This window comes from Cutibacterium sp. LaCa_255 (assembly GCF_057458005.1).
This window is the reverse complement of record NZ_CP190956.1, coordinates 1026149-1049954: the sequence shown is the minus strand read 5'-3', so window position 1 is coordinate 1049954 and position 23806 is coordinate 1026149. Positions and strand designations below refer to the sequence as shown.

At 62.2% G+C, this 23806-nt stretch carries 19 protein-coding genes; 11 read left to right on the top strand and 8 right to left on the bottom strand.

Going from position 1 to position 23806, the window contains the following annotated elements; genetic code table 11:
* Nucleotides 1-444 precede the first annotated feature (444 nt).
* The 7 genes from ACP8ML_RS04665 (at nucleotide 445) to ACP8ML_RS04635 (ending at nucleotide 9793) form a co-directional block, all read left to right on the top strand.
* The gene (locus ACP8ML_RS04665; RefSeq protein WP_117189617.1) at nucleotides 445-1608 is read left to right on the top strand and encodes a hypothetical protein; all 1164 of its coding nucleotides are present in this window, start codon (nucleotides 445-447) and stop codon (nucleotides 1606-1608) included.
* Between the two features lie 102 nt (nucleotides 1609-1710).
* Complete coding sequence (locus ACP8ML_RS04660; RefSeq protein ID WP_117189548.1) at nucleotides 1711-2562, top strand: EamA family transporter; 852 nt, start codon at nucleotides 1711-1713, stop codon at nucleotides 2560-2562.
* A 42-nt stretch (nucleotides 2563-2604) separates the two neighbouring features.
* Nucleotides 2605-3822, top strand: coding sequence for a UDP-N-acetylglucosamine pyrophosphorylase (locus ACP8ML_RS04655; protein WP_117189547.1), 1218 nt, complete (start codon nucleotides 2605-2607; stop codon nucleotides 3820-3822).
* Between the two features lie 83 nt (nucleotides 3823-3905).
* On the top strand, nucleotides 3906-6056 hold the full coding sequence (locus ACP8ML_RS04650) for a RecQ family ATP-dependent DNA helicase (protein ID WP_117189546.1): 2151 nt from the start codon (nucleotides 3906-3908) through the stop codon (nucleotides 6054-6056).
* A 161-nt stretch (nucleotides 6057-6217) separates the two neighbouring features.
* Nucleotides 6218-6619 carry a DoxX family protein gene (locus ACP8ML_RS04645; RefSeq protein WP_117189545.1) on the top strand — a complete coding sequence of 134 codons (402 nt, stop codon included), beginning with the start codon at nucleotides 6218-6220 and terminating at the stop codon, nucleotides 6617-6619.
* A 187-nt stretch (nucleotides 6620-6806) separates the two neighbouring features.
* Complete coding sequence (locus ACP8ML_RS04640) at nucleotides 6807-8720, top strand: PTS mannitol transporter subunit IICBA (RefSeq protein ID WP_171048633.1); 1914 nt, start codon at nucleotides 6807-6809, stop codon at nucleotides 8718-8720.
* Nucleotides 8721-8746: 26 nt separating this feature from the next.
* Nucleotides 8747-9793 (top strand): zinc-dependent dehydrogenase, encoded by a 1047-nt coding sequence (locus tag ACP8ML_RS04635; protein WP_069101535.1) that lies wholly within the window; start codon nucleotides 8747-8749, stop codon nucleotides 9791-9793.
* Nucleotides 9794-9810: 17 nt separating this feature from the next.
* Here ACP8ML_RS04635 and ACP8ML_RS04630 read toward each other — a convergent pair whose 3' ends face one another.
* From ACP8ML_RS04630 to hrcA, 3 genes are read right to left on the bottom strand one after another with little or no spacing between them, the layout of a single operon-like run.
* Entirely contained in the window at nucleotides 9811-10551 is a 741-nt protein-coding gene (locus ACP8ML_RS04630; RefSeq protein WP_117189544.1) for a 16S rRNA (uracil(1498)-N(3))-methyltransferase, read from the bottom strand.
* The gene (gene dnaJ, locus ACP8ML_RS04625) at nucleotides 10548-11723 is read right to left on the bottom strand and encodes a molecular chaperone DnaJ (RefSeq protein WP_117189543.1); all 1176 of its coding nucleotides are present in this window, start codon (nucleotides 11721-11723) and stop codon (nucleotides 10548-10550) included. Before dnaJ ends, ACP8ML_RS04630 begins: the two co-directional genes overlap by 4 nt.
* Before the next feature lie 3 nt (nucleotides 11724-11726).
* Entirely contained in the window at nucleotides 11727-12746 is a 1020-nt protein-coding gene (hrcA, locus tag ACP8ML_RS04620; RefSeq protein ID WP_004811678.1) for a heat-inducible transcriptional repressor HrcA, read from the bottom strand.
* Nucleotides 12747-12889: 143 nt separating this feature from the next.
* On the opposite strand from hrcA, the gene ACP8ML_RS04615 reads away from it, so the two are divergent.
* Complete coding sequence (locus tag ACP8ML_RS04615) at nucleotides 12890-13573, top strand: MBL fold metallo-hydrolase (RefSeq protein ID WP_117189616.1); 684 nt, start codon at nucleotides 12890-12892, stop codon at nucleotides 13571-13573.
* A 26-nt stretch (nucleotides 13574-13599) separates the two neighbouring features.
* Here the strand turns inward: ACP8ML_RS04615 and ACP8ML_RS04610 are convergent, their stop codons facing one another.
* From ACP8ML_RS04610 to hemW, 3 genes are all read right to left on the bottom strand, one after another.
* Nucleotides 13600-14361 (bottom strand): inositol monophosphatase family protein, encoded by a 762-nt coding sequence (locus ACP8ML_RS04610; RefSeq protein ID WP_004811680.1) that lies wholly within the window; start codon nucleotides 14359-14361, stop codon nucleotides 13600-13602.
* Nucleotides 14358-15236: a DUF3097 domain-containing protein gene (locus tag ACP8ML_RS04605; RefSeq protein WP_171048644.1), complete on the bottom strand. Its 879-nt coding sequence runs from the start codon at nucleotides 15234-15236 to the stop codon at nucleotides 14358-14360. The genes ACP8ML_RS04610 and ACP8ML_RS04605 overlap by 4 nt, the downstream gene beginning before the upstream one ends.
* Before the next feature lie 84 nt (nucleotides 15237-15320).
* A complete protein-coding gene (gene hemW, locus ACP8ML_RS04600; protein ID WP_117189541.1) occupies nucleotides 15321-16499 on the bottom strand; it encodes a radical SAM family heme chaperone HemW in 1179 nt (392 codons plus the stop codon).
* A 151-nt stretch (nucleotides 16500-16650) separates the two neighbouring features.
* Between hemW and ACP8ML_RS04595 the strand changes: the two genes are divergently transcribed.
* The 3 genes from ACP8ML_RS04595 to ACP8ML_RS04585 are packed head-to-tail and all read left to right on the top strand — an operon-like array spanning nucleotide 16651 to nucleotide 19791.
* Nucleotides 16651-17943 carry an ABC transporter substrate-binding protein gene (locus tag ACP8ML_RS04595; RefSeq protein WP_065672598.1) on the top strand — a complete coding sequence of 431 codons (1293 nt, stop codon included), beginning with the start codon at nucleotides 16651-16653 and terminating at the stop codon, nucleotides 17941-17943.
* Nucleotides 17940-18944 (top strand): carbohydrate ABC transporter permease, encoded by a 1005-nt coding sequence (locus tag ACP8ML_RS04590; protein ID WP_065672597.1) that lies wholly within the window; start codon nucleotides 17940-17942, stop codon nucleotides 18942-18944. Before ACP8ML_RS04595 ends, ACP8ML_RS04590 begins: the two co-directional genes overlap by 4 nt.
* Nucleotides 18937-19791 carry a carbohydrate ABC transporter permease gene (locus tag ACP8ML_RS04585; protein WP_065672596.1) on the top strand — a complete coding sequence of 285 codons (855 nt, stop codon included), beginning with the start codon at nucleotides 18937-18939 and terminating at the stop codon, nucleotides 19789-19791. The genes ACP8ML_RS04590 and ACP8ML_RS04585 overlap by 8 nt, the downstream gene beginning before the upstream one ends.
* Nucleotides 19792-19885: 94 nt before the next feature.
* Here the strand turns inward: ACP8ML_RS04585 and acs (ACP8ML_RS04580) are convergent, their stop codons facing one another.
* Nucleotides 19886-21769, bottom strand: coding sequence for an acetate--CoA ligase (acs, locus tag ACP8ML_RS04580; RefSeq protein WP_081302555.1), 1884 nt, complete (start codon nucleotides 21767-21769; stop codon nucleotides 19886-19888).
* Nucleotides 21770-21913: 144 nt separating this feature from the next.
* Complete coding sequence (gene acs, locus ACP8ML_RS04575) at nucleotides 21914-23800, bottom strand: acetate--CoA ligase (protein WP_069101544.1); 1887 nt, start codon at nucleotides 23798-23800, stop codon at nucleotides 21914-21916.
* Nucleotides 23801-23806 lie beyond the last annotated feature (6 nt).

The following is a 23806-nucleotide window of genomic DNA, read 5'->3' as shown; positions in this document are numbered from 1 at the left end:
CTGGTACAACGGCATGGAATCATGTCGCCCTGTGCACGGAGCCCCGTCTCCTCACCGAAGCCCCGGAGTAGGGAAAAATACTCGAAGGATTCACCCCAAAGCGAAATGCGTATCTCGCAATTGGGGAAGATATGGTCTCAAGGGTATACCTTGGTCAGCCCGAGAAAAAGCGAAAACTTGGGCATACGCCCATCTCAATAGACCATACAAGAAACAATTCTGGAACAACAAGAAGATCGAGGACATTCATTACAATTGTTCCCAGTTCGTGTGGGCGGCATACAAGATCTCCGGATATGATCTTGACTCCGATGACGGACCGGGGATTTACCCTGATGACATCCGCGACAGTCGTTATCTCGTGCACTACTGAGGATGAAAACCGCGTCAATCACCATGAGAGCAACACGCAATCGACACAAGCGCACAAGGTTCGCGACCTGCATGGTCGCGGTGATCTGTCTCATTACAACCAGTGCGTGCGGAAAAGTCAGAACGAGTTCCATCAGTGAAGCCGATACGCTTCCCGACGACGTCAGGATCGCCGCATCCTGGAGCCAACCAAATGACCCCATCTTCAATCGCCCGGGTTTTCTGTCCCTCGACGGGGACACCACCCACGAACTCAAAAAACTGGACAACGCGCCCCGATACACTAGCGTCGGCTCCGATAGCAACGGAAACGTCGCTTTCATTGACTTCTCCAACATGTACGTCATGGGGAAATCAGGAACCAGGATCATACCCCGAAAAGATCCTTACGTATCAGATTCGCAATTCATCTACCCCTATCCTCTCGGTGCCGGAGAATTTGCATTCTTGTCGAATTGGGGCGACGATCCATCAAATCCCGACAGATATACATTCCTTCTCGAATTCACCGATGGCACATCAATGCACATACCACACTGGGTGTCTGATATTACAATGTGCAACAATCAGATATATGGGATTTCCCACAACACATACCATAGCCCTTCAGGAGTGCAATTCTTCCGCATCGACCGACAGCACCACAAGACGGTAGACCTCGGGCCTCTTATGACACCCCGGTGGGGGTTGACCCCCGAAAGCGGCCTCGCATGTCACGGGAAGGATCTTGTCGTGCGACTGGGGGCAACGTCATGGAACAAAAAGGCGACATACCCGCAAACCACCTTGGCATTCTTCGACCTGAAAACAGGATCAGCCTGGCAGATCCCGATCACCGATGAACACGGGAAACCCCTCAATACGATCGACGGCGGAGGAGTCCGCGAAGACAGCATGGGCCCTACCGGTTCAGACGCGGTCATCATGGGACATGAATTCATCTGGACCCTCCTGTCCGGGCAAGTCGTGGCCACTGACCTGACCACTGGAAAATCCCGCCTCATCGTGAACACCCACTTGGCCGCAGATCAGGGAATTCCACTCCGAATCCAAGGTAAAACCGTCGGGGTGGTCGACACCGCCACCGACAGTCCTGTCATCAGACTTTACGACCTGGAAACCGGCGCCATGATCAAAGAAGTGGACCCATCAGCAGCCAAGAAAGCCCAAGAACGCTCCGGAGGCATCTTCACCGGCCTATTCCTGTCAGGATTCGCCCTGGTGGTGCCGCGCTGAGGTCAGCCACAGAACCGAGACACCGAGTGTGGGGCATCGATTCAGACCCTCCAGGGCGCGACGAGCCGACAGCAGCGCCATGATCGTGGCAGGTGCGCCACTATGGTGGGCCCCGTGCGCGGAGTTCTTTTCATGTTAGGAGCTGTCCTCTCAGTTCAAATCGGGGGAGCTTTGGCTGCCACCCTCATCCCTCAGGTGGGACCGCTGGGAACCGTTGCTTTGCGAATGTCGCTGGCCGCCCTTCTCATGGCCCCTGTCGTCAGACCTCATCTGCACGGCCACACCCGCGACGACTGGATGAGGGTGCTGGCTCTGGTCATCGCCCTGGGCGGCTTGAACACCGCCTTCTACTTCTCCCTGGAGCGATTGCCGCTGGGTGTGGCAGTGACCGTCGAGTTCCTCGGGCCACTGGGGATGGCCGCCCTGGGAAGCCACTCAGTGCGTGACTGGTTGGCGATCCTGCTCGCTCTGGGCGGTGTCGTCGGGGTCTCCGGGGCCCTCAATGCCGATTGGGCCAGCATCAGCATTCTCGGCCTCCTGCTGGCCTTCACCGCCGGTATCTTCTGGGCCCTCTACGCCAAGTCAGCACAGCTCGTCGGGGCGAGTTGGTCGAAGCTCGAGGGGTTGTGGTGGGCCATCGCGCTGAACTCGGTCGTCCTGCTGCCGATCGGATTCGTTGCCCAGGGGGCTAACCTCGTCCAGCCCCGTCACCTCCTCATTGGCCTCGTGGTAGCCCTGATGTCCTCCGCCCTGCCCTACAGCCTGGAGATGTACGCCCTGCGCCACATTGACACCACGGTCTATGGCGTCTTCACCGGTATGGAACCGGCCGTGGCCGCAACCGCAGGATTCTTCATCCTGGGCCAGACCCTCACCCCGGTGCAGATGGTCGGCATGGCTTTCGTCGTCGCAGCGGCCTGGCTCGTCATGGCCCGCGGCCGTCAGCACGACTGACTACGCTGGTCGGTACGAACCGCCACCCCGAAAGGACCATCGATGGACGTAAACTCCCCTGCGCTGCAACCGCGTGGCCTGGAGAAAGTGGCCAAGCTCATCGACAAGGGGGCGCGCATCCCCAATCCGTTGACCGTCGACATTGACGACGACGTCGACGTCGACAGCATCAGCGGTGACGGTGTCGTCGTTGGCCCCGGATGTCGGATTCGTGGCCGTCGCACGGTCATCTCCGCCGGGTGCGTGCTCGGCGACGAAACCCCCATGACGATCCAGGACTGCCAGCTCGGCACCGGGGTCAAGCTCAAGGGCGGCTTCGCCCAGGACGCCGTCTTCCTGGCCGGGGCGAATATGGCATCGGGCGCGCACGTCCGTGGCGGCACCATCCTCGAGGAAGAGGCCAGTGGGGCCCACACCGTCGGCCTTAAGCAGACCATTCTGCTGCCATTCGTCACCCTCGGCAGCCTCATCAACTTCTGTGACGTCCTCATGGCCGGAGGAACCTCTCGGTCGGATCACTCCGAGGTCGGGTCGTCCTACATTCACTTCAACTTCACTCCTGACGGCGACAAGACGACGCCATCCCTCTTCGGTGACGTCCCGCATGGGGTGTTGCTCAATCAGCACCCGATCTTTCTCGGTGGTCAGGGAGGCACCGTTGGGCCGGTGGTGACCGGATTCGGAACCGTGGTCGGGGCTGGGTCGATCCTGCGTGACGACATCACTGACGACGACCAGCTCGTCCTCGCTCCTCCGCCCGCCGGTAGGCAGCGTCCGGTGACCCCGGCCAGCTACGCCAAGCTCGACAGGATCATCGCCCACAACGTCACCTACCTCGGCAACCTGTCGGCCCTGGAGGCCTGGTACCGCCAGATTCGTCGCCTCTTCATGTCGCACGACCGGCTGTCCGGGCTGGTGTGGCAGGGAGCCCTCGACAACCTCGCCTCGGCGCGTGCCGAGCGGGTCAAGAGGCTCGAGTCCCTCGTCGGCAAGCTCCGGCCGACCGACGCAGGCCGAGCTCAGTTGATCGAGAGCCGTGACGTCTTCCTGTCCATCTTGTCCGTCGTCGATGCGCCGGCTCCGGCTGACGTAGTGCGTTCCTGTGGTGCAGCCGCGAACAGTGGCGCCGAGTACCTCGACGTCGTGCAGGGATTCGACGAAGCCACCCAAGAGGCTGTCATCGAATGGTTGGGCAGCATCGTCTCGATCCAGCAGTCCCAGGCCCAGGAAGTCATCGACCAACTGCCGTTGCCGTTCTGACCTCGCTGTTCTCCTGGCGTTCCGGGACCGCGGCACGAAACTGTCGGTGGTTCCGGTCAGGATGAGGGGTGAGAGGAGGGACCATGACGACAACGTCTGAGACACCGGACCGCGACCTGCACAGCCGCGGACTGGCAATCTTGCGCCGGCTCGTCGGTCGTGATGATGCCGAGTTCCACCCCGGACAGCGGGAGGCCATCAAAGCTCTCGTCGCCCATCATCGTCGAGCGCTCGTCGTCCAGCGCACCGGCTGGGGAAAGTCGGCGGTTTACTTTGTCGCCACCCTGCTTCAGCGTTCCACGGGTTCAGGGCCGACCCTCATCGTCTCCCCTCTCATCGCCCTCATGCGCGACCAAGTGGCTGCAGCGGAGCGCGCTGGGGTAAGGGCCGCCGCGATCTCCTCGGCCAATGTCACCGAGTGGGCCGAGATCATCCAGCGGCTCGATGCTGACGAGGTCGACGTCCTGCTGGTGTCTCCGGAACGACTCGTAAATCCACAATTCGCCAATGAGCAACTGCCTGATCTGGTGAGACGACTCGGGATGCTCGTCATTGACGAGGCTCACTGCATCTCCGACTGGGGCCACGACTTCCGACCCGATTATCGACGCATCCGTGATCTCGTCTCGGCACTGCCCGACGACATCCCGGTGCTGGCGACGACTGCCACCGCCAACTCGCGGGTCGTCCAGGACGTCGCCGAACAGATCGCACCGGCTCGTGATCGTCATGACGTCTTCGTATTGCGCGGACCCCTAGCCCGAGCCTCCCTACGCTTAGGAGTGCTCAACCTGTCCAGGCCGGCCGACCGCCTGGCCTGGCTCGTGCAGCACTTGGGTGAGCTGCCGGGGTCCGGGATCATCTACTGCCTGACGGTCTCCACGGCGGAGGACACCGCACGAGCACTGGTCGAGGCCGGGCACCAGGTACGCACCTACACCGGACGCACGGACCCCGAGGAAAGAGCAGCCCTCGAGGAGGCTCTGCGCGACAACCAGGTGAAAGCACTCGTCGCGACGAGTGCTCTTGGCATGGGGTTCGACAAGCCCGATCTGGGGTTCGTGGTTCATCTGGGAGCACCCAGCTCCCCCATCGCCTACTACCAACAGATCGGTCGAGCCGGTCGCGCCACTGAGAACGCTGACGTCCTGCTGCTTCCGGGTCCTGAGGACCAGGGGATATGGACCTACTTCGCAACCGCATCCATGCCTACCCAGGAACGTGCCGACACCACCCTGGGAGCACTGTCCAACGGCCAGGTGCTGTCGGTGCCGGCGTTGGAAGCCCGTGTTGACATCAAACGCAGTCAGCTCGATCTGCTGCTCAAGGTGATGGCGGTCGATGGGGCGGTCGAAAAGGTTCGTGGTGGTTGGCGGGCGACCGGAAAGCCGTGGATCCATGACACCGAGCGCTACGAGCGGATCTCCCAGGCGCGACGCGATGAGCAGCAGGCCATGCTCACTTACGAACGGCTGGACACCTGCCGGATGGTCTTCCTCACCGGTCAGCTCGACGACCCCTCACCCGCTCCCTGCGGTCGTTGCGATGTCTGCACCGGACCGTGGTATCCGACGAAGGTTGACCCAACAGCATCATCCTCGGCGACGGCCGCCCTGGACCGGGTAGGCGTACCTGTGGAGCCTCGCACGACGTGGCCATCGGGAATGGACACCCTGGGAGTTGGGCTCAAGGGTCGGATCAGCGCCGACGAGACGGCCGAGGAGGGCCGCGTCATCGCCAGGCTCTCCGATCTGGGCTGGGGTGGGCCGCTGAGAGACCTGCTTCGCAACGACGCCGACGGCGTCCCCATCGACGCCGAGATCACCCCGGCACTGGCCAAGGCCTGTGTCCGAGTACTGGCCGAGTGGGAATGGGTGCATCGTCCGACCGCTGTGGTCCGAGTGCCATCCGCCACTCGACCTCACCTCATCGACTCTCTGGCCTCGGGACTTGCCCGGGTCGGCCACCTCCAGGACCTTGGCGGGCTCGATCTCGCAGAGAATGCACCACGACTCAATTCATCGACGAATTCGGCCTACCGCCTTCGCGACGTACACAACCGTTTCAGCGTCGGTCCGCAGCTCATGTCACGCCTGTCACACCTCGGGGGTGCCCCGGTTCTCCTCGTCGATGACGTCATCTCCAGTCGATGGACGATGACTGTCGCCGCACGATCGTTGAGACGAGCTGGGTCAGGCCCTGTCCTGCCGCTGGCCCTGGCACTGACCCACTGATCCCCCCGGTGTTCACCCACGAATCACTCGTCCATGGCCGCCATCGTCCTTGAGTTGCCACCATGAAAAGAAGTGGATTCGTCACCTAAACGCGAACGTGACCACCCAAGCGAGCCTTGATGGGGCACGATGGAAGTAGCACCTAGTAGTCAGGAGGATTCATGTCCCTTGCCAAGTTCACCGCCCGTTCCGCCCTGTCGGCCATCTTCGTCACCGGGGGCCTCGCCGAGTTCAAGAATGCCGATCAGCTCTCCGGCGCTGTTGACGGGCTGCTCGAGAAGCTGCCCGAATCGGTCCGCTCTCAGATTGCTGAGGTTGACCCCTCACTGCTGGTCAAGGTCAGCGGCGGCACCATGCTGACAGCCGGTTCCCTGCTGGCCCTCGGAATCAAGCCGCGTCTGGCCGCCACCATCCTGGCCGCCCAGCTCGTCCCCGTGACCCTCGCCGGACATCCCTTCTGGGAGAAGAATGGCGACGAGAAGACCGGTGAGCAGATCCAGTTCTTCAAGAACCTTGGTCTCATCGGTGGCCTGCTCGTCGTCGCTCTTGATGGCGCTAAGTGACGTTTCGCCCTGAAAGCGACGTACATCAACGGGGTCGGACAGATGTCATCTGTCCGACCCCGTGGTTTATACCCCCAAGAAACCAACACAACCCAACTCCTTGACAACACAAACAGATAGATCCAGACTTGTTCACAGATCGATGGGGATCCTGCCGATGCTGGCAGCTGAGCACACTGGAGTTCCGATGTCATTACCTGATGCGACGGTCAATAAGAACCTGCAGGGACGCAGCGTACGTGCCTCCGTCCAACGATTCGGAGGCTTCCTGGCCGGCATGATTATGCCGAATATCGGGGCGTTTATCGCCTGGGGTTTGTTAACGGCCCTCTTCATCGAGACGGGGTGGGCTCCCAACGCAACCCTCGCCAAGCTCGTCGGTCCGACCCTGACTTATCTGCTTCCCGTACTCATCGGCTACACCGGTGGCAAGATCGTCAATGGGACACGTGGTGGAGTCATCGGCGCGATCGCCACAATGGGCGTCGTCGTGGGTGCCGACATCACGATGTTTCTTGGCGCAATGGTGATGGGCCCGTTCGCCGCGTGGCTGCTCAAACAAGTGGACAAGCTCCTCAAAGGTCGAATTCACTCCGGGTTCGAGATGCTCGTGGACAACTTTGAGATTGGCATCCTCGGCATGGTCCTAGCAATTATCGGGCACGTGGGCGTCGAGCCGATCGTGTCTACCCTCATGGGTTGGTTGGCCACCGGGGTTGGATTCCTCGTCCACCACGGTTTGCTGCCGCTCGCATCTGTCCTCGTCGAGCCAGCGAAAGTTCTTTTCCTCAATAACGCCGTTAACCATGGCATCTTCACTCCGTTGGGCACCCAAGAGGCTCACACCACCGGGCGTTCGATTCTTTTCATGGTCGAGTCGAATCCTGGCCCCGGCCTCGGCCTTCTACTTGCCTACCAGTTCTTCGGTTCCCGCCAGATCCGTCAATCGACTCCGGGCGCCATCATCATCCACCTCTTTGGCGGTATTCACGAGATCTTCTTCCCATACGTGCTCATGAAGCCCAAGACGATTCTCGCCACCATTGCCGGCGGTATGAGTGGTCTAGCCGTCGGCGTCGCCCTTCACGCTGGCCTCGTTGCACCTGCCTCCCCGGGGTCAATCATTGCGTGGTTCCTCATGTGTCAGCCTGGACACTACGTGGCCATGATTGCCGATTTCCTAATTGCAACCGTCGTCTCCTTCATTGTGGCAATGTTGGTTATCCGCAAGGATCATGACAAGGGCGACACCGTCGCTGAGGATCAGGACCGGAACGTCGTTAGCGCCGCCCCAGCCAGTGCCGCAGCACCACTTACTGACATCTCCGAAGTCGTCATCGCCTGTGACGCCGGTATGGGTTCCTCGGTAATGGTCGCGTCCGCCATGAAAAAGAGGTTGTCGCCATATGGGATCAACGTCGCCCACACGGCCATCGACCAAATTCCCCCAGACGCATCACTCATTCTCACCCAGCAAGGGCTCGTTGACCGCGCTCACAAGCGCGCCCCGGGCGCCCGTGTCGTCGCGTTTACGAATTACATGAACGATCCTGCTTTCGATCGCGTCGAGGCTGAAATCCGCGCCGCTCACGGTGCACCAGGGACTGCTGACGACGAAAAACTCCCCCAGACGTCGACCGCAGACAGGCCCTCTAGCACCCATGTCGCCACCAGCGTGCTGCCCCGAGACGCCATCCGTCTAGGACAACACGCCGCGAGCAAGGAGGAGGCCATCACCATGGCTGGCCAGGTACTCATTGACGAAGGTGCCGCAGACGATGTCTACGTCAAGGGCATGCTCGCCCGAGAAGACCAGATCTCCACCTACATGGGCGCGGGAGTCGCGATTCCCCACGGCATCAATGAAGTCCGCAATCACATTGGCAAGGCCACCCTGGGCTTTCTTCAGTTCCCCGAGGGAGTTGAATGGGATGGGAACACCTGCACCGTCGTCATTCCCATCGCATCGTCGAGCGACGAGCACCTCGAGATCATGGCGACCCTCGCAAGACTCTTGTCCAATGCTGAAACCGCCCGCCAACTTCGTGAGGCGTCATCCGCCGACGAAGTACTCCGTCTTCTCACTTCCCAGCAGGCGTAAAACCACATCATAGAAAGGCACACATCATGAAGGCATTGAGGTTCCGCGCACCCGAGGACGTTCGTCTCGAAGACATTCCCGAACCAGAGTGCAAACCTGACGAGATCAAAATCAAGGTTCGCAATTGCTCCACCTGTGGCACCGACGTCAAGATCCTCCACAACGGTCACCAGAACATCACTCGAGTCACGACCATGGGACACGAGGTTGCCGGTGAGATCGTCGAGATTGGCTCGAAAGTGGCTGAAGGATGGAAGATCGGTGACCGAGTTCAATCGATTGCTGCGGTCCCATGCGGCGAATGCCACGAGTGCCGAAAGGGATGGATGCAGGTCTGCCAGAACCAGACCAGTATCGGATACCAATACGACGGTGGCTTCGCCGAATATATGGTTATCCCGCCGGAGGTGCTCAGGGTAGACGGTCTCAATCGCATCCCCGACGGCGTCGATTTCGATGAGGCCAGTGCTGCCGAACCCTTCGCGTGCGCTATCAACGCCCAAGAACAACTTGGCATCGAAGAAGGTGATTTCGTCGTCATCTTCGGTGCCGGCCCAATCGGCTGTATGCATACCCGCATCGCACGCGGCGTGCACAAGGCCGGCACTATCGTCATGATCGACATCAATGCCGAACGCCTCGCTATGTCGGCCGCTGCTGTCAAACCCGACGTCACCATTGACGGTTCACAAGAAAATGTCGTCGCCAAGATCATGGACCTTACCGATGGCCGAGGTGCTGATGTCGTTATCACAGCTACCCCAGCTAACATTACTCAGGAGCAAGCTTTGTCAATGGCAGCTCGAAACGGCCGTATCTCATTCTTCGGCGGACTACCGAAAACCAACCCGACGATCACCTGTGACTCGAATCTGGTCCACTACCGTCAACTCCATATCCATGGCGCGAACGGTTCAGCCCCCGAGCACAACAAGCGCGCCTTGCAGTACATCGCGTCGGGACGGGTTCCGGTCAAGGACCTCATCACCCGACACGTGAAACTCGATGACGTCATGACGGTCTTCGACATCGTCGCCAAGGGCGAGGCCATCAAAGTAACCGTCGAGCCCTGACCGGCTCCGTTAAATTCTCATCCGCAGGCGGTGAGGTCGGCTATGGCCCGTAACTGGGCCAGTCCGACCACGCCAGCCGTCGAGGTCCGCAGGACCCCATCAGACACGATCACCGGATGAGCCCCGGCAGCCACGAAGGACTCGACTTCCTGGTCGGTGATGCCGCCCTCAGGCCCGACGATGACGATCACCTCACCAGACTCGGGCAGGTCCTGGTTCACCAGCGGCTCGGTGGCCGACTCGTGGAGCACATAGGCAGCGTCAGCATCGCGAATCCTCTCAACCACATCCTTGGTCTGCGCCAGCTCAACCTGGGGAACGAGGAATCGTCGTGACTGCTTGGTGGCCTCGCGGGCAGCCGCCTGCCACTTCGCCACACCCTTGGCCTGCCTGTCGCCTTTCCAGCGCACGATGCTGCGATCGGCCTGCCAGGCCAAGATCTCGTGAACCCCCATCTCGGTGAGGGTTGCCACCGCAAGCTCAGCGCGGTCGGTTTTCGGCAGGGCCTGGACGGCAACCCAACGGTGAGCCGTGACAGGGGCCTCGAGCACCTCGGTCACCTCGACGCTCACGGATCCCTTCGTCACCTCGACGGCAGGTCCGCGCACCGCATGGCCCACGCCGTCGGTGACGAGGACGGACTCTCCCATCCGAATGCGGCGCACCGAACCGGCGTGGTGGCCTTCCGCACCGGTGATCTCGACCACCGACCCGGGCGTGGCCCCGGAAACCTCCCCGAGGAAGCAGGCGTCACTCATCCGCCGAAGGCTTCCTTGATGCGGGAGAACATGCCGTGTCCACCCGACTTCTCCACGGACGCCGCCACCTTGGTCTCCCCGCGGGCCTCGGCCAACTGGCGCAGCAGGTCCTTCTGGTGGGAGTCGAGCTTGGTCGGTGTCTGAACGATGAAGGTGACGCCCAGGTCGCCCCGACCGCCACGACGCAGCCTCGGCACTCCCCGCTCAGGCACGACGATGCGGGTTCCCGACTGGGTTCCTGCCGGCACCTCGACGCTGACCGATTTCTGGGACTCCTCGAAGTCCTCGCGATCGGCCTCGAGGGTGTGCACCGGAACCTTGGTTCCCAGCGCAGCCGCCGTCATCGGGATCGTGACGACCATCTCGAGGTTGTCACCCTCGCGGGTGAAGACCTCGTGCGGGCTGATCGTCATCTCGATGTACAGGTCACCTGCTGGGCCACCACCGGGCCCCACCTCTCCCTGTGAATCCAGGTGGATCCGGTTGCCGTCGGCAACACCGGCAGGAATCTTGACGTTGATGGTGCGGGTGGTGCGCACTCGTCCCTCACCGGAGCACTCCTGACACGGATCCGGGATGACCGTGCCGTAACCACGGCAGGTCGGGCAGGGCTGGCTGGTGCGAATGTCGCCCAGGAAGGAACGCTGCACCGTGATGACCTCACCACGTCCCTGACAGGTGTTGCAGGTGACGGGCTCGGAGCCGGACTCGGCCCCCTTGCCCTGACACTTGGGACACACAACTGCGGTGTCGACCTCCAGCGGCTTGGTGACGCCGAACACCGCCTCGGCCAGGCTCAGGCGCATCCGCACCAGGGCGTCCTGACCTCGCCGGGTCCGTGAGCGTGGCCCACGTCCGCCACCACCGAAGGAGGTTCCACCACCGAACATGGCGTCAACGAGGTTGGTGAAGTCGAATCCAGCGCTGCTGAATCCTCCCTCCCCGAATCCGCCCATGCGGGCATTCGGGTCGCCACCACGGTCGAAGACGGCGCGTTTCTGCGGATCCTGGAGCACCTCATAGGCCTCCTGGACCTTCTTGAACTCGTCCTCGGATCCCGGTCCGGCCACATCGGGGTGGAGTTTCATGGCCTTGCGGCGATAAGCCTTCTTGATCTCGTCGGCGCTCGCATCGTGGGAAACACCGAGAATCTCGTAGTAGTCGTTGCTCAAGGATCATCCTTCTGCCAGGAACCGGCCCACATAACGGGCCACGGCTCGCACGGCTGCCATGGTTGAGGGGTAGTCCATTCGGGTGGGTCCGACCACGCCGAGGCTCGACAGGGTATCGTCGGATCCGTATGTGCTTGCCACCAGTGAGGTGGACTGGAAGGGCACGTCAGTGTTCTCGGCACCAATACGCACCGTGACCTCACCGGCTTCTCCAGCGGTGGCCTCGCCGAGCAGTCGCATCAGGACGACCTGCTCCTCGAGAGCCTCCAAGACCGGACGCACCGTCGTCTCCCACTGTGCACCGAATGCGGTGAGATTAGGAACCCCGGCGACCACCACGCGGGCAGATGGGTCGACGGCGAGGATCTCCAGGACCGTCGCGACGACGGAGGTCGCGCGCGGCCCCTCAGCCGGCCCGAGTTCGTCAAGAAGCCGATTGAGGGAGTCGACGGCCTCTGCCACCGTCAGACCGACGAGGGCCTGGTTGAGCCGGGTACGAAGGGCGACAAGATTCTGCTCGTCGTGACCGGGAAGCTCCACGATCCGCTGCTCCACCGACCCCGAGGACATGATGAGGACGATGAGGATGCGGTCGGTCGACAGGCTCACCAACTCGAGGTGACGGATCGTCGCCGTCGTCGCCACCGGATACTGCATGATGGCGACCTGGTGAGTGATCTGGGCGAGCAGTCGCACCGTGCGACGCACGATGTCATCGAGGTCGACGGCTCCGGTCATGAAGGCCTGGATGGCCCGGCGCTCTGGCCCGGACAGCGGTTTGAGGGTGGCGATCCGGTCGACGAAGAGGCGATACCCCTTGTCCGTCGGGATACGACCGGCGCTGGTGTGGGGGTGGGTGACGTACCCCTCCTCCTCCAGGACGGCCATGTCATTGCGAACGGTTGCCGGGGACACCCGAAGCCCGTGGCGTTCCACCAACGCCTTGGAACCCACCGGCTCCTTACTGGAGACGTAATCGGTGACGATGGCCTTGAGCACGTCGAGCTTGCGGTCGTCGAGCACAATCCCTCCTCACGCGATCCCATCGGGTACAAGTCCCACTTTGGCACTCTCAGGTGCCGAGTGCCACCTTATCGCGTTCACCTGACGTCCTTCTGCCTCTCTCGCTGGCAGCGCACGCCTCGGGACGTGCCACACTGGTGATCATGTCGACGAATCCCGAGACTCCCCGGTGGTCCGCTCTCACTGCCCGGGTATGGACGACCGTCATCAAACCGGAAGCCGTCACCTGCGGACTGGTCGCCGGTGACGATCATGTCCTCCTCATCGACACCGGCTCGGCTCCTGAACAGGGACACGCCCTGGCGATGTCGGCGGCATGCATGCTAGGTCGTCCGGTTGATCGGGTCGTCGTCACCCACCATCATTATGACCACAGCGGCGGACTCCCTGGGATTGACGGGGCTGAGACCTGGATGCATGAGGCCGCTCTGGCTCACTGCCCTGATCTCTGGGTCGACCATCCCATCGCGCTGATGGCCTATGTCGACCTGGGCGGCATCGGCGCCGAGGTCATCCACCCTGGTCCGGCCCACACCGACGGAGACCTCGTCGTCATCGTCCGCGACGAGAAGGTGACCTTCGTCGGGGACCTGGTGGAGACCGCAGGAGAGCCACAGTCCGACGAGACGACCGATGTCCGAGGCTGGCCGCGCGCCATTGACTCGGTCATCACCGGCACCGATGGTGTAGGCGTCTACGTACCTGGCCACGGGCACCCGATCGATGCGACCGCCGTCATGAAGCAGCGCGCCGCGCTCGCCGAGAGAGTCCCCGTCGAGATCCCGCTCACCCCGGTGACCAGGCACGTTCCTCCCCAGCCGGCCTGATGCGGGCCCGGCCCCGCACGGCTAGCTCAGCGCAGCAGTTCAGCAACTACCCGGTAGGCATCCTCGTCGGCTGCGACGACGAGTGTTCCCGACATCTCGCGAGGCCCGTACTCGGCCCCGTCGACAGTCCGAACGACCCCGCCGAGCTCGCGCACCATGAGGGCGCCAGGCAGGTGATCCCACGGGTGGGAGTGCTGATAGGCGGTGACGTCGTTCTCCCCCAGGCAGATCAGTGGGTAGTCCACCGCGCAGCACCACTTCGACATCCGCCACTCCACCTGTGGTGAGGCGATCTTGTAAGCCTCGTGGGTCGTCGCGGCGCGAACCGGGATGCGGGACCCGTCGCGGGTCACCGCCTGACCGTCGCAGGTGACCCCGGCACCGCGCTCGGCACACCACATGTGGCCGTACTGGGGCTGCCAGATCCAGGCCCTCACCGTTTCGCCACGAATGAGTTGAGCGAGCATGACCCCGTGGTCCACCGATCCGTGGACGAAGTTCTTCGTGCCATCGATGGGATCGATGACCCACGCCAGGTCGGCGCCCGGAACGGCGTCGAGGATGGTCGGGTCGGCAAAGGCGGACTCCTCCCCGACGACGACTCCACCGGCGTGCTTGGTCAGCGCCGCGCCAAGCTCCTTCTCGGCCTGACGATCGGCGTCGGTGACGAAGTCTCCGGGCTTCTTCTGGTGGATCTGATGATCATGCAAGGACCGGAACCGCGGATCGATGATCCTGGCACTGACGTCCCGGATGAGGTCGCAGACCGTCTCGGCATCGATACTCATGCCGTCTCCTCATCGTCCAGCTCGTCGACGTGGTCACAGGTGACGAAGTCGATGAGTTTCTCCATCTCGGTGTTGAACCGTGGATCCAGGTCGTGCCAGTCACGCACCCTCTTCAACATGGCCTGCCAGGCCTTGCCCACGTCGGCCTGGGTGGAGTGTGGCAGGCCGAGACGTTTCAGGGTGCCGAGCTTGAAGTCCTCGTCCATCGGAACCTCCGGCCACCCCTTCCGTCCGATCCGCTCGGGCTTGATGGCCTGCCAGATGTCGATGAACCGGTGTCCGGTGATCATGACGTACTCGCCATATCCGCCGCGTCTCACCTCGTCAGCCACGCGGGATTCCTTGGTTCCGGCAACGAGATGGTCGACGAGCACTCCCAGTCGATGCCCAGGGCCCGGCTTGAACTCGGCGACGATTCCGACCAGGTCGTCCATACCGCCCATGTATTCCACGACGACCCCGACGTGGCGCAGGTCGTCTCCCCAGATCTTCTCGACGAGTTCGGCGTCGTGACGACCCTCGACGTAGATGCGGCTGGGAAGGGCAACGCGAGCTGGCCCAGCCGCTCCGGCAACGGACCCCGACGCCGTGTGTTTGATGCTGGCACTGCCCTGACGAGGGGGAATGCACAGATTGACGGGCTTGCCGTCCACCCAGAAACCCGGACCGATGGGGAAGGACTTGCGCTTGCCCTTGCGATCCTCGAGCACGACCAAGCCGTTCTGCCACGCGACGACGGCCCCGACGTATCCGCTCGATGGATCCTCGACAACCATGTCGAGTTCCAATGGCATGTCGACGCTTTTCTTCATGTGAGAGGTGCGCCAGCCGCTTGCGAGGACGTCGTGGGAATACCGGTCGATCACGGTAGCCACTGTATTGCCACGCATGGCTATGACGACAAGCCGTGCATCACCAGATGAAATGACCCACTCGGCATGACCACCCGCGCAATGGCCTCACACCAACAGATCCGTGATGATCCTGTCTGCCACCATTCGCCCGGACAGGTTGAGTACCAGGTGACCGCCTCGGATCGCCCCAAGTCCCTGCTCCACGACGTGGTCAGCCCGGTGACGTTCCACCTCTGTCAGCTGGGACAACGGCAACCCGTCAGCCAGACGCAGCTGCAGCAGCACCGTCTCCTCGTGACGCTGCTCCGCGTCGAGGACCTCATGGTCCTCGACGGGCAGACGACCCTCGGCCAGCCTGCCCCGGTACGTGGCGGGATGCTTGACATTCCACCACCTCGTCCCGTTCACGTGGGAGTGGGCTCCAGGACCAATCCCCCACCAGTCACGTCCCAGCCAGTACGCCATGTTGTGACGACACCGATGGTCATGACCGTCGCGGGACCGGGCCCAGTTCGACACCTCGTAGTTGACGTACCCTGCCTCGGTGAGGGCCTTCTCGGCGATGAGGTACTTGTCGGCGAGGTCGTCCTCGTCAGTCATCGGTAATTCGCCACGCCGGATGCGCGCTGCCAGCCTGGTGCCCTCTTCGACGATGAGGGAGTAGGCGGAGACGTGATCGGGCTCGGCCGACAGCGCGGCCTCGAGACTGCACCGCCAGGAACCGAGGTCCTCCCCGGGGGCGCCGAAGATGAGGTCGAGGCTGACGTCGTCGAATCCCACCTGGCGGGCCAGCCTTGCCATCTCCACGGCACGCCCGGGCCGATGACGACGATCCAGAATCGTCAGGACGAACTCATCGGAGGACTGCATTCCCATGGACAACCGGTTGATCCCGGCTGCGAGCAACCCAGAGAGCACATCCTCGTCCAGGGTTTCCGGGTTGGCCTCCGTGGTGATCTCGGCGTCGTCGTCGATCCCCCACACAGTACGGATGTGGTCGACGAGCTCTCCCAGTTGGGCTGGGGTGAGCATCGTCGGAGTGCCTCCCCCGAAGAAGATGGTGGACACCGCCGGACGCCGTCTCCACATCTGCCCAGCGAGGTCCAACTCGCGATGAGCCGCCTCCAGGTAACCAGGGATGGCGTCCTCCCCCATGGCTGCGAGCACATAGGTGTTGAAGTCGCAGTATCCGCACCGGGACGCACAGAACGGCACGTGCAGATAGATGCTCCATGGGCCGTCAGCTGCCTGGAGCTGTGGCAGGTCGCCGTTTGCGTGAGTCATGGTCCTCCTGAGGTCCAAGGTGCGAATGCGGCCCTTGCATGATGCCATCTGGGCCGGAGACGGCTCAGCCGCACGAGTTCACAGCTATTCGAATGGCGAACACCACGATCAACGGGTGAAATTTCAACAGTTTGAGGTTTAAGCTGCCGCCATGATCTTCTCTCGCCGTCACTTCCTCAGCGCATCAGCCGGTTTGGCCACTGCCGCGGTCCTAACCGGATGCGGATCGAACACCGGTAGCGTCTCCACCGGCTCGAAATCCAGCGCCGCTTCGGGTGGCTCCGGAAAAATCGTCCAGTGGTACCACGAATACGGCGAGAAAGGGGTCCAGCAGGCCGTCAATCGCTACGCCAAGGATTACAAGGACGCCACGGTTACCGTGAAGTGGAACCCCGGTACCGACTACATGAAGCTGCTGAGCACCACCCTGCTGTCCGGATCGGGCATCCCTGATGTCTTCGAGTCCGAGTACGGCGCCACCCTCGACATGATTCAGAAGGGTCAGGTCGTTGATCTCACCGACACCATCGGTGACGCCAAGTCCAAGTTCTCGAAGCCGGTGCTGGATCGCATGACCCTCGACGGCAAGATCTACGCGATCCCGCAGGTCGTCGACATGCAGCTGCTCTACTACCGCAAGTCAGCCCTGGAGAAGGCCAAGCTGTCGGCCCCGACCACCTTCGAGCAGCTCGTCGAGACTGCCAAGGCCGTCAAGACCAAGGAGATGGGCGGCTTCTTCGCTGGCAACGACGGTGGCGTCGGTGTGCTCGGCAACCTTCTCATCTGGGCCTCCGGATTCGACCAGCTCAACGACGACCATACTGACGTCGCCTTCATGGAGCAGGCCTTCTTCGACGCCGTCGCCGCTTACCGCGACTTCTACAAGTCCGGCGCCCTGCTGACTGCCGCCTCCAAGGATTGGTTCGACGCCTCCCCCTTCACCAATGGCGAGACCGCCATGCAGTGGGGCGGCCTGTGGTCGTTGGGCGACATCTCCAAGAAGTGGAAGGACGACTTCGGCGTCATCCCGTTCCCTGCCATCGGTAAGTCCGGCAAGCAGGCCGTGCCCTTCGGCGCCTACGGTTCCTGTGTCGCCGCCAAGGGAGCGAGCAACGACGTCGAGGCCGCCAAGAAGTACGCCAAGTGGCTGTGGGTCGATCAGACCGACAAGCAGGTCGACTTCGCCAACTCCTACGGCACCCACATCCCGTCTCAGCCTGACCTCACCGACAAGTGCTCCCAGATCAACAACGGCGCAGGCAAGGCCGCTGCCGAGATGGTCGACAAGCATGGCAAGGCCGCGAGCCTCTTCTGGACCTCCAAGATCTCCGACGCCTACAGCGCCGCGCTCACGAACGTCGTCAAGAAGGGTGCAGACCCGAAGTCGGCCTTTGCCGGAGTGCAGTCGACGGCCAAGGCCGAGCTCAAGCGCGTCAACAAGTGAGTTCGTCGGCAGTCTCGGTGCCCCCCACCCGCAGTTTCTGGCAGCGGGTTCGGGGGCACCAGGGGCGTAACCTCTGGTTTGCCCTGTTCGTTGCGCCGTTCCTGATCGGGCTGCTGGTCTTCGTCTACATCCCGATCATCTGGAGCGCCTACCTGTCATTCTTCGACGCCCGGGCAACCCTGTCCCCCACGAAGTTCGTCGGTTTCGCGAACTACCAGAACCTGTTGTCGGACACCCTGTTCCGCAACTCGATGTTGGTCTTCATCATCTTCGCGGTCTTCATCGTTCCGCTCACCTACGTCTGTTCCCTGGCCCTTGCGCTGGCCCTCAACAACGTCGGCAAGTTCCGGGCCTTCTTCCGCTCCTCCTTCTTCATCCCGACAGCATGTTCCTACGTCGTCGCGGCAATGGTCTGGCGACTCAGCTTCTTCAACGGAGCACGGTTCGGCCTGGCGAACTCCCTGCTGCGCAAGGTCGGCGGTAGCAACATCGACTGGCTGTCCGGAGTGGGCTACTGGTATTGGATCGCGCTGATCTCACTGCGGTTGTGGCTGCAGGTCGGCTACTACATGATCCTGCTCATCGCGGGTCTCAACCGCATCCCCACCGACACCTATGAAGCTGCCGCGATTGACGGTGCCGGTCGCTGGGCGACCCTGCGTCACGTCACCATGCCGCAGCTGCGGGGAGTGAGTGCGGCCGTCCTCATGCTGCTGCTCATCGGTGCTTTCCAGGCCTTCGACGAGTTCTACAACTTGTTGTCCTCCTCGGGCACCTACCCGCCCTACGCTCGCCCCCCGCTGGTGCATCTGTACCTCATCAGCGTCGGTGGAGCCGACCAGGATCTCGGTATGGGTGGCGCCGGGACCGTCACCCTCACCGCCATCATCGTGCTGTTCGGACTGGCCCAGAATTGGCTCATGAGTGGCCAGGAGCGTCGCGAGAAGAAGGCCATCAAGCAGGCCGCCAAGACCCACCGCAAGGAGGTGTTCGATGGCTGAGGAACGTTCCCACATGGTCGCGGGCCGCTCGGGGAGCTTCTTGCACGGTCTCAAGATCGTCGTGCTGTTCATCCTGGCCCTGCTCTTCCTGCTGCCCTTCTACGTCATCTTCCGCAATGCCTTCAGCAGCTCGGAGGCCTTCGTCGCCGCGGACTGGAAGTGGTTGCCTGACAACCTCGACTTCTCGGTGCTGCGGGATCTCTTCTCCGACAGTGACCTCAACCTGCCTGGGGCGATGGTCCACTCAGCCATCCAGGCCGTCGGCCAGACGGTGCTGACGGTCATCGTCAGTTTCATGGCTGGCTACGGGCTGGCGAGATTCCGCAGCAAGGCTGCGACGGTGGTGTTGCGTCTGACGGTACTCACCCTCATGGTGCCGACCGCTGTCACCTTCGTGCCGAGTTTCATCATGACGACCCGATTCGGGTGGATCGACTCTTACCGTGGCCTCATCATCCCGATGATGTTCTCGGCCTTCGCGACCTACATGTTTCGGCAATCCCTGCTGGAGTTCCCCAAGGAGCTGGAGGAGGCTTCGAACCTCGACGGAGCCAATCCGTGGACGACGATGTGGCGCATTGTCGTCCCCAATTCCAAGGGAATCATCGCGGCCGTGTCGACGATCACCTTCATCGGGGCCTGGAACTCCTTCCTGTGGCCGCTGCTGGTGGCTCGCGACAACACCACGACCGTCCAGCTCACCTTGAGTCGGTTCATGACGAGCCAGGGAGTCAACTACTCCGAGCTCTTCGCCGGCGCTCTGGTGGCAATCGTGCCGGTGGTCATTGTCTTCCTCGTCCTGCAGCGCTACCTGGTGCAGGGCCTGGAGACCTCTGGCATGGACTAAGGAACCGTGCTCCGGCGTAGCTACGCCGTCGAGAACCATCACGAGGGCCGGGACATCATCTGGTGTCCCGGCCCTCGCACGTCAATGGAGTGGCTCAGTCCTCCAGGGTCGACAGGTCCCCCTCGTCCTCTCCCAAGGCACGAGCTTTGAGGACGCGACGCATGATCTTGCCCGAGCGAGTCTTCGGCAACTTCTCGACGAACTCGATGGCGTCGGGCTTTGCGATCGGCGAGAGGGTCTCGGCGACGTGGCCGCGGATGTCGGCGATGAGATCCTTGGACGGCTCATATCCAGTGTTGAGCACGACGACCATGTGGATCGCATTGCCTTTGACCTCGTGCGGCAAACCGATCGCGGCAGCCTCGGCGACGGCCGGGTGGGAGCCGACGGCAGCTTCGACCTCAGCGGTGCCGATGCGATGACCGGACACCTTGATGACATCGTCGGTACGGCCAATGATCCAGACGTAACCGTCCTCGTCGATCTTGGCCGAGTCGCCGGTGAGGTAGACCCCCGGATACTTCTTCCAGTAGGTGTCGAGGTAACGCTCCGGCTCCTTATACAGGGTGCGCAGCATCGACGGCCATGGGTTCTTGAGGACCAGGAAGCCATCGGTGCCCGGCGGGACCTCCTTGCCCTCCTCGTCGACAACGGCGACCTCCTGGCCGGGGATGGGTTTGCCCGCAGATCCCGGCTTCTTCGGCATCGTCGGGAGGCTGGTCAGCTGCATGGCACCGGTCTCGGTCTGGAACCAGGTGTCGATGATGGCGCACGTGCCATCGCCGACGACGTCGTGGAACCACTGCCAGGCCTCCGGGTTGAGGGGCTCACCGGCACTGATGAGGATGCGCAGGCTGGACAGGTCGTGCTTGCGCACCCAGGCGTCACCGAAGCGCATCAAGGTGCGGATGGCCGTCGGAGCGGTGAACAAGCTGTTGATGCCGTAGTGCTCGATGAGCTGCCACCACACGTCCGGGTAGGGGAAGACCGGGCTGCCCTCGGCCATGAAGGTGGTCGCACCGCGCAGCAGCGGGGCGTAGATGACGTAGGAGGTGCCGGTGATCCAGCCCGGATCAGCGGTGCACCACCAGCGATCTTCCTCGTGAATGTCCATGCAGTACTTCATGGTTGCCGACAAATGCACCTGGTAACCACCGTGGGTGTGGACAACTCCCTTCGGCTTACCGGTCGAGCCCGAGGTGTAGAGGATGAACAACGGGTCCTCGGCGTCCACCTGGACGGTCTGGCACTTACCCTTGGCAATCGGCAACTTGCACAGCTCGTGATACCAGTGGTCCCGGGTCGGGTCCATGGTGACCTCGGTGGCCGTGTTCTTGACGACGATGACGTTCTCCACGGTCGGTGAGAACTTCACCGCATCGTCGACGATCTGCTTCATCGGGAAGACCTTGCCGTTGATCCACGACCCGTCAGCGGTGATGACAACCTTGGACTCCGAACCGTCGATACGGGCGTTGAGGGCCTCCGAGGAATAACCGGCGAAGACCACCGAGTGAACGGCACCGATCTTGGCGCAGGCCAGCATCGCGAAGAACAGCTCAGGGATCCGAGGCAGATAGATCGTGACGACGTCACCCTTGCGCACGCCCATCGAGAGCAGGATGTTGGCCATCTGCTCGACCTCGCGTGCCAACGAGAAGTACGAGAAGGTGCGCACCTTCGAGGTGTCCTCACCGACCCAGATGAGGGCCAACTTGTTACGACGCGCGGTATCGAGATGACGGTCCACCGCATTGGTGACGATGTTCGTGCTGGCCCCGGTGAACCACTTGAAGAACGGAGTGTCGGAACGATCCAGAACCTTGTCCCACGGCTTCGACCACTCGAGTTCCTGGGCCTCGGCCTCCCAGAATCCTTCGGGATCAGTGGTGGCGGATTCGAGCAGCTTGTTCCAATCGCCCACATTGGCGACGTCGACAACGGGCTGCGGTGCTTCAACGATGTTCTCGTCAGTCATGGTGTCCTCCTTGACATCTGGGGTTAGTGGATCGGGGCTGGATATGGGAGGGTCCCGACGCTTGGCATACCCGGCGTCGGGACCCTTTTCAGTTGTCCATATGTGGTTGTGGTGTGCGGATCCTCCGAGGAAGGGAGTCGAGGATCAGTCCTCCAGCGTGGAAAGGTCGCCTTCATCCTGGCCGAGGGCTCGAGCCTTGAGGACCCTTCGCATGATCTTTCCGGAACGAGTCTTCGGGAGCTTCTCGACGAAGTCGAAGCTGTCCGGCTTGGCGATCGGGGAGAGCACCTCGGCGACATGAGCGCGCAGGTCGGCGGTGAGCTGCTTGGTGGGCTCGTATCCTTGGGCGAGGATCACGGCGCAGTGGATGGAGTTGCCCTTGACCTCGTGCGGCAAACCGATCGCGGCAGCCTCGGCGACGGCCGGGTGGGAGATGAGGGCGGACTCGACCTCGGCGGTGCCGATGCGGTGACCGGACACCTTGATGACATCGTCGGTACGGCCAATGATCCAGATGTAGCCGTCCTCGTCGATACGGGCGGAGTCGCCGGTGAGGTAGACCCCCGGATACTTCTTCCAGTAGGTGTCGAGGTAACGGTCGGGGTCCTTGTAAAGAGTACGCATCATGGCGGGCCACGGGTTCTTGAGGACCAGGAATCCCTCCTTACCGGCGGGCAGTTCGTTGCCATCCTCGTCCACTACAGCAGCTTCCTGACCGAAGACCGGTCGACCAGCGGCGCCGGGCTTGAGAGGCATGGAGGGAACCGTGGTGATCTGGAACATGCCGGTCTCGGTCTGCCACCAGGTGTCGGTGATCGGGCACGTGCCGTCGCCGACGACATCGTGGAACCAACGCCAGGCCTCCGGATTGATCGGCTCGCCGACCGAGCCGAGCATGCGCAGGCTGGACAGGTCGTGCTTGCGCACCCAGGCCTCGCCGAAGCGCATCAAGGTACGGATGGCGGTCGGAGCGGTGTAGAAGCTCGTGATGCCGTAGTGCTCGATGAGCTGCCACCAGCCATCGGGGTACGGATAGGTCGGGCCGCCTTCATGCATGAAGACGGTGGCTCCGTTGAGCAGCGGTCCGTAGACGAGGTAGGAGTGACCGGTGATCCAGCCCGGGTCGGCCGTGCACCACCAGCGGTCCTCCTCCTTGATGTCGAAGCACTGTTTGAGGGTGGTATAGGTACCAACCTGGTAGCCACCGTGAGTGTGAACGATGGCCTTCGGCTTACCGGTCGAGCCCGAGGTGTAGAGGATGAACAACGGGTCCTCAGCATCCACCTGGACGGTCTGGCACTTGCCCTTGGCAATCGGCAACTTGCACAGCTCGTGATACCAGTGGTCCCGAGTGGAGTCCAGGGCGACGTCGGACTTGGTGTTGCGCACCACGATGACGTTCTCCACGGTCGGTGAGAACTTCACCGCATCGTCGACGATCTGCTTCATTGGGAAGACCTTGCCGTTGATCCACGACCCGTCAGCGGTGATGACAACCTTGGACTCCGAACCGTCAATGCGCTGGTTGAGGGCCTCCGAGGAGTAACCGGCGAAGACCACCGAGTGAACGGCACCGATCTTGGCGCAGGCCAGCATCGCGAAGAAGATCTCGGGGATCCGAGGCAGATAGATGGTGACGACGTCGCCCCTGTGCACACCCATGGCCTTGAGAACGTTCGCCATCTGCTCGACCTCGCGATTGAGGGCGAAGTAGGAGAAGGTGCGCACCTCGTCGGTGTTCTCGCCGACCCAGATGAGGGCCAACTTGTTACGACGCGCGGTATCGAGATGACGGTCCACCGCATTGGTGACGATGTTCGTGCTGGCCCCGGTGAACCACTTGAAGAAGGGCTTGCCTGAATCGTCGAGGATCTTGTCCCATGGCTTCGACCATTCAAGCTCCCGGGCTCGTTCCTCCCAGTAAGCGACTGGGTCGGCCTTGGCCTTTTCCTCGAGCGTCTTCCAGTCCGAGACCCAGGCGTTGTCGATGATGCTCTGATCAGGCTCGAAGACGTCCTGCTGGTCCGCCATACGGTC

Coding starts and splice junctions, on each gene's coding strand:
- ACP8ML_RS04665 (WP_117189617.1), top strand. CDS start 445: ATGGTCGCGGTGATCTGTCTCATTACAACCAGTGCGTGCGGAAAAGTC.
- ACP8ML_RS04660 (WP_117189548.1), top strand. CDS start 1,711: ATGGTGGGCCCCGTGCGCGGAGTTCTTTTCATGTTAGGAGCTGTCCTC.
- ACP8ML_RS04655 (WP_117189547.1), top strand. CDS start 2,605: ATGGACGTAAACTCCCCTGCGCTGCAACCGCGTGGCCTGGAGAAAGTG.
- ACP8ML_RS04650 (WP_117189546.1), top strand. CDS start 3,906: ATGACGACAACGTCTGAGACACCGGACCGCGACCTGCACAGCCGCGGA.
- ACP8ML_RS04645 (WP_117189545.1), top strand. CDS start 6,218: ATGTCCCTTGCCAAGTTCACCGCCCGTTCCGCCCTGTCGGCCATCTTC.
- ACP8ML_RS04640 (WP_171048633.1), top strand. CDS start 6,807: ATGTCATTACCTGATGCGACGGTCAATAAGAACCTGCAGGGACGCAGC.
- ACP8ML_RS04635 (WP_069101535.1), top strand. CDS start 8,747: ATGAAGGCATTGAGGTTCCGCGCACCCGAGGACGTTCGTCTCGAAGAC.
- ACP8ML_RS04630 (WP_117189544.1), bottom strand. CDS start 10,551: ATGAGTGACGCCTGCTTCCTCGGGGAGGTTTCCGGGGCCACGCCCGGG.
- ACP8ML_RS04615 (WP_117189616.1), top strand. CDS start 12,890: ATGTCGACGAATCCCGAGACTCCCCGGTGGTCCGCTCTCACTGCCCGG.
- ACP8ML_RS04610 (WP_004811680.1), bottom strand. CDS start 14,361: ATGAGTATCGATGCCGAGACGGTCTGCGACCTCATCCGGGACGTCAGT.
- hemW (WP_117189541.1), bottom strand. CDS start 16,499: ATGACTCACGCAAACGGCGACCTGCCACAGCTCCAGGCAGCTGACGGC.
- ACP8ML_RS04595 (WP_065672598.1), top strand. CDS start 16,651: ATGATCTTCTCTCGCCGTCACTTCCTCAGCGCATCAGCCGGTTTGGCC.
- ACP8ML_RS04585 (WP_065672596.1), top strand. CDS start 18,937: ATGGCTGAGGAACGTTCCCACATGGTCGCGGGCCGCTCGGGGAGCTTC.
- acs (WP_081302555.1), bottom strand. CDS start 21,769: ATGACTGACGAGAACATCGTTGAAGCACCGCAGCCCGTTGTCGACGTC.
- acs (WP_069101544.1), bottom strand. CDS start 23,800: ATGGCGGACCAGCAGGACGTCTTCGAGCCTGATCAGAGCATCATCGAC.